The organism is Streptomyces sp. NPDC059695, assembly GCF_042733785.1.
GTDB lineage: Bacteria > Actinomycetota > Actinomycetes > Streptomycetales > Streptomycetaceae > Streptomyces.
In genome coordinates this window covers 1-5154 of the sequence record NZ_JBHWFF010000061.1, presented here as the reverse complement: position 1 = coordinate 5154, position 5154 = coordinate 1, and the positions used below count along the sequence as shown (strand labels likewise).

Below are 5154 nucleotides of genomic sequence, written 5' to 3'. Positions count from 1 at the left end.
GCGCTGGGCTGGGTCTCGCCCCGGGCCCAGGGGGGGGGGCGCCCGCCCCCCCCCCCCGCGCCGGGGGGGGGGGGGGCCCGCCCGGCCCCCCCCCCCCCCCGCGGTGCGTTGCCCTCGACGGGACCCCGCGCCGGACTATCGTGACCAGGGTGAACGACGCCCGCGCCCCCGAGGAGCCCGTCACCTGCGCGCGCTGCGGCAGGACCGCCGACCCGCTCCCGATGACCTGGACCTGCTCCGTCGAGAACGGCCGCCGGGAGTACTTCTGCGAGGAGTGCGCCCGCGCCAACATCAGGGCCATCGAAGGACGCCTCGACTCCTCCTGGTGGTGAGCGGCACCGCCCGTGATGGACTGCCCCGATGGCAGTCCTCCTCGATCGCGCCCTGCGCGCACTCGAACGGTTCAACACCGCCCACCCCTGGGACCACAACGCCCACTACCACCGGTGGATCCTCAGGCAGCTGCCCCGCCGCCTCGACCGGGCCCTGGACGTCGGCTGCGGCAGCGGCGACCTCGCCCGGCTGCTCGCCACCCGGGCCACGGCGGTCCGCGCCGTCGACGCCGACCCGGCGATCGTCGCCCGCGCCCGGGAGCTGACCGCCCCGGCCGCCCCGGTGGCCTTCGCCGTCGAGGACGCCCTCGTGGACACCGGGGACGACGGCGTCCACACCGCCGTCACCTGCCTCGCGACGCTGCACCACCTGCCGCTCGCCCCGGCCCTCGCACGCTTCCGGGAGCGGCTCGCCCCCGGCGGGACCCTCGTCGTGCTCGGCCTGTCCCGCCCCGACACGCCGGCGGACCACTTCCTCGGGCTGCTCTCGATCCCCCTCAACGCCGCCACCGGCTGGCTCAGGAACCGGGGCCGCCCGGCGCCCCGGCCCGTGGCGATGACCGCGGCGACCCGCGACGCCGAGGAGACCCTGGCCGAGATCGCCCTGGTCGCCGCGCGGATCCTGCCCGGCGCCCGGATCCGCCGCCGCCTCTTCTGGCGCTACACCCTCGTCTGGCGCAAGCCGCCCACGGCCTAGACGGGATCGGGCCGGGCGGGATCCGCCTCGGCGGTATCGGGCTGGGCTGGATCCGCCTCGGCGGGATCGGGTTGGGCGGGATCGGCCTCGGCGGGATCCGGCCCCTCGAACCCCGGCAGCCAGTCGGCGAGCTCGTCCCGCAGCCGCACCCTCGCGTTCAACTGGCACAGCACCCCGATCGTGCTCAGCGTCACCCGGTGTATCAGCAGGTACGAGGGCGGCAGGTTCAACCGCTTGCCCAACTGGTGGGCGGGGGAGCGGGGGTCCGCGATCCGGGCCGCCTGGGCGCGCATCCAGCCGCGCGTGAAGACGAACTCCTCCGCCTCGGCCGGCTCGATGATCGGCAGCAGGTACTCCAGGACCGCGTCCGGGTCCAGCGCCACGGAGTCCTTGACGAAGCCCTCCGCGCACAGCAGCCCGTAGACCGTCTCGGCCTCGCCGGCGACGGTCATCCGCAGGCAGGTGCCGATCGTCTCCGGCAGCCCGCCGGGCAGCCGGTCCACGGTGCCGAAGTCGAGGACACCGAGCCGCCAGCCCTCCGGACCCTGCTCCTCGTCCGCGCCGGGCAGCAGCCGGAAGTTCCCCGGGTGCGGATCGGCGTGCAGCAGACCCGTGCGCGCGGGCCCGGAGAAGAGGAAGCGGGCCAGCAGCTGTCCGGCCCGGTCCCGCTGGGCCTCGGTGCCGTCCGCGATGACCTCGGCGAGCGGGACCCCGTCCATCCACTCGGTCACCAGGATCTGCTCCGACTGGTGCACCACCGCGGGCACCACCACGCCGGGGTCGTCCGCGAACTCCTCCGCGTGGATCCGCTGCGCCTCCGCCTCCAGGGCGTAGTCCAGCTCCTCGGACACCCTGTCCCGCATCTCGGCGATCAGCGGCTTGATGTCCATGCCCGGGACGAGGGGCCCGAGCAGCCGGGCGAACCGGCTCAGCTGCGTCAGGTCCGAGAGCAGTGCCTCCCCGGCGCCCGGGTACTGCACCTTCACCGCGACCTCGCGCCCGTCGTGCCACACGGCCCGGTGTACCTGCCCGATCGAGGCGGCCGCCGCCGGCTTGTCCTCGAACTCCAGGAACAGCTCACGCCAGTCGGACCCGAGCCGCTCCTCCAGGACCGCGTGCACCGTGCGCGTCGGCATCGGCGGGGCCGCGTCCTGAAGCTTCGTCAGCGCCGCCCGGTAGGGCCCGGCGACCTCCTCGGGAAGGGCCGACTCGAAGACGGACAGCGCCTGTCCGAACTTCATGGCCCCGCCCTTGAGCTCACCGAGGACCTTGAACAGCTGCTCGGCCGTGCGCTGCTGGAGCTCGCGGGCGACGAGCTCCGCCGATCTGCCGCCGATCCGCTTGCCCAGGCCCCAGGTGGCCCGGCCCGCGAAGCCCAGCGGCAACGCGGCCAACTTGGCGGTCCGGGTGACCGCCTTCCGGGGAAGATCAGACATACGCCCCTCCAAATCCCAGCCTGCCGTGCCGCGCAGGGCCGTTACTCCGCCATTGTGTCGTGCGCCTCCCTCGCCGCCGAGGCGCGCTCCCCCTCTCCTGCCCGCGCCGCGCCGCAGGGGCAGGCCGGGTGGGGTCTCAGCGGTTCCGCCCGCCACGCGAGCAGCGGCAGGGACACCTCCCAGCGGGTGCCCGTGCTCGCCGGGGGGTCCCCGTCCAGGAAGGCCAGCGCGTGCGCGGCGGCCAGGCCGGCCACCGCCGTGGCGAGCCCCACGTCGCAGGCCGGCAGCGGGTGCGGGGCACCCGACCGCCACTGGGCCAGCATCCGGGGCGCCACCGGGTCCCGGTCCGTCCGCTCCTCCTGGAGACACCGCGCGCAGGCCGTGGCGCCGGGCAGCACGAGCGGACCGACCACCCCGGTCGCCTCCAGGACACCGGCGTACAGATGGGGGGTGCCCGTGGAGAGCCACGGCTCGGCGGGGAGCGGATCGGGGACGTACGCGCCGAGCCCGTCCCGCGGTGTCACCACGACGAGTGACAACCCGGGCCCGCCGAAGCCTTCGCCCGGTCCGCCCGGGCGCCGGGCGCGGCCGGGCTCCCGGGCCCAGCGGCCCACCAGGCGGCGGACCGCGGTCGCCCGGCGCTCGCCCGCGGACTCGGGCGGCAGGCCGCCGGGGGCCGTCTCCCAGGGCTCCACCCGGCCCGCGTCGAGGACGTCCACCGAGCCCACGCCGGCCGCCGCGAGCAGCGCCGCCACCGTCGACCCGACCCGGCCCGCACCCAGGACCCGGACCCGCAGGGCCCGGCGGGCCGCCAGGGTCCCGGCCGCCCGCTCCGGCTCGGGGTGGACCACGGAGAGGGAGGCCAGGTCCGCGCGGAGCGGATCGAGCGCCACGTCCACCGCGCCCGCGGCGGGACCCGCCTTCCCCGGCCGCCCGGTCGCGGCGTCCGTGAGGAGCCCGGCCGACTCCAGTCTGCCCAGGAGCGCGTCCAGGCGTCCGTCCGGAAGGCCGAGCGCCCGTGCCTCGGCCCGCAGCATCGCGGTCCCGCGCGTGCCGTCGAGCAGTCCGAGCACCGCTCCCGTCGCCCGGTCGACCGGGCCGAGCACCACCGCGTGCGCGGGGGCGACGCCGAACTGGACGCACCGCAGACTCCGCCATGCCCGCCGCAGTGCCGGTTTCACCATCGGATGCATTTCCCCGCCCCCGTCCGTCGTCCGCTGGACCGCATTCATGATCGACAACGGCATTCCGCCGTCCTGGAGTGAGAATGCCCCGCCGCCGTGACGGCCGCGGAAAGTTGTCCACAGGCCAGGGGATTAGTCATTCGAATGGAGCGCGGTGGGGTCGGATCGTTCCCGAAACCACTCGGGAGGCGGGACTTCCCGCGCCGCCAGCGGGTAACGTCGGGGCCGTGCCCGCCGACCCACAGCGCAGCGTGACCAGCGAACCGCCCCGCGGGGCGGGAACGAGTGCGGTCGAGGTCCGCAGAAGCCCACGGCGCAGGAGAACCGTCTCGGCCTACCGCGAGGGCGACCGGACCATCGTGCTCATCCCGGCCCGCATGTCGGAGGCGGAGGAGCGCCGCTGGGTCGGCGTCATGCTCGACAAGCTCGCCGCCCAGGAGAGCCGGAGCGTCCTCGGCGACCGGGAGCTCACCGAGCGGGCGCTGCGGCTCTCGGAGCAGTACTTCGGCGGCCGGGCCCGCCCAGGCTCCGTCCGCTGGGTGACCAACCAGAACACCCGCTGGGGCTCCTGCACCCCCTCCGAGGGCAGCATCCGCCTCTCCCACCGGCTCCAGGGCATGCCCGAGTACGTCGTCGACTACGTCCTCCTGCACGAGCTGGCCCATCTCCTCGTCCCCGGGCACGGCCCGCGGTTCTGGCAGCTCCTGGAGGCCTACCCCCGCACCGAGCGGGCCCGCGGCTATCTGGAGGGCGTGGCCGCCGCCGGGCGCCTGCCGCACCTTCCGGCGGCCGGCGAGGACTGACGGCGCCGCCCCACGGCGCCGCCCCGGGAGGGAGCCCCGGTTTCCCGATTCCGTACCGAAAACGACCTGGCCTGTCTCAATGTCGTGCCCAGCGGTTAGCCTGGCGCGAGCATTCGCCATTCGGGATGGGGGACGGTCGTTACGCATGGCCAGGGAATTCCAACGCGGCCACAAGGCCAAGATCAGTGATCTGACCGCGGGGACCGATCTGTACGTCGGTGTGCAGATCGCGGCGCCCGGACTGACTTTCGACATCAGCTGCTTCGGACTCGACGCGGACGAGCGGCTCTCCGACGACCGCTACTTCGTCTTCTTCAACCAGCCGAAGTCGCCCGAGGAGTCCATCCAGCTGCTCGGAGCGCAGTCCGGCGACACCGAGTCCTTCCGTGTCACCCTCGACCGCATCCCCGCGAACATCCACAAGCTGTCGTTCACCGCGACGATCGACGGCGCCGGCCAGATGTCCCAGGTCGGCCCCGGCCACCTGCGGATCGTGGCGGGCGGCGAGGAGGTCGCGCGCTACGCGTTCACCGGCGCCGAGTTCTCCACCGAGCGCGCGGTGATGCTCGGCGACTTCTACCTCAAGGACGTGTGGCGGTTCGCCGCCGTCGGCCAGGGCTTCGACGGAGGCCTGGAGGCACTCCTGCGGAACTTCGGCGGCGAGGTCGCCGAGGACGAGCCCGCGGCCCCGCAGCAGCAGGC

Annotated in this window: 6 protein-coding genes; 4 read left to right on the top strand and 2 right to left on the bottom strand. The window is 74.8% G+C overall.

Features of this window, described 5'->3' with window-relative positions:
* Positions 1 to 149: 149 nt before the first annotated feature.
* Both ACFV2S_RS36920 and ACFV2S_RS36915 read left to right on the top strand, forming a co-directional pair.
* Positions 150 to 332 (top strand): hypothetical protein, encoded by a 183-nt coding sequence (locus tag ACFV2S_RS36920; protein ID WP_383801236.1) that lies wholly within the window; start codon positions 150 to 152, stop codon positions 330 to 332.
* Between the two features lie 28 nt (positions 333 to 360).
* A complete protein-coding gene (locus ACFV2S_RS36915) occupies positions 361 to 1029 on the top strand; it encodes a class I SAM-dependent methyltransferase (protein ID WP_385570395.1) in 669 nt (222 codons plus the stop codon).
* Here ACFV2S_RS36915 and ACFV2S_RS36910 read toward each other — a convergent pair.
* Together ACFV2S_RS36910 and ACFV2S_RS36905 are read right to left on the bottom strand one after the other, a co-directional pair.
* A complete protein-coding gene (locus tag ACFV2S_RS36910) occupies positions 1026 to 2465 on the bottom strand; it encodes an AarF/UbiB family protein (protein ID WP_385570390.1) in 1440 nt (479 codons plus the stop codon). The two genes, ACFV2S_RS36915 and ACFV2S_RS36910, sit on opposite strands and share 4 nt — an antisense overlap.
* Before the next feature lie 41 nt (positions 2466 to 2506).
* Positions 2507 to 3658: a TOMM precursor leader peptide-binding protein gene (locus ACFV2S_RS36905; protein WP_385570385.1), complete on the bottom strand. Its 1152-nt coding sequence runs from the start codon at positions 3656 to 3658 to the stop codon at positions 2507 to 2509.
* A 218-nt stretch (positions 3659 to 3876) separates the two neighbouring features.
* Here ACFV2S_RS36905 and ACFV2S_RS36900 point away from each other — a divergent pair, with 218 nt between their 5' ends.
* Entirely contained in the window at positions 3877 to 4452 is a 576-nt protein-coding gene (locus ACFV2S_RS36900) for a M48 family metallopeptidase (protein ID WP_383801225.1), read from the top strand.
* A gap of 145 nt (positions 4453 to 4597) precedes the next feature.
* A partial coding sequence (locus ACFV2S_RS36895; RefSeq protein WP_385570379.1) for a TerD family protein occupies positions 4598 to 5154 on the top strand: 557 nt, incomplete at its 3' end.

Bases quoted from the DNA above. Each gene is read 5' to 3' on its own strand.
- ACFV2S_RS36915 (WP_385570395.1), top strand. From the start codon at position 361: ATGGCAGTCCTCCTCGATCGCGCCCTGCGCGCACTCGAACGGTTCAAC.
- ACFV2S_RS36910 (WP_385570390.1), bottom strand. From the start codon at position 2,465: ATGTCTGATCTTCCCCGGAAGGCGGTCACCCGGACCGCCAAGTTGGCC.
- ACFV2S_RS36905 (WP_385570385.1), bottom strand. From the start codon at position 3,658: ATGCATCCGATGGTGAAACCGGCACTGCGGCGGGCATGGCGGAGTCTG.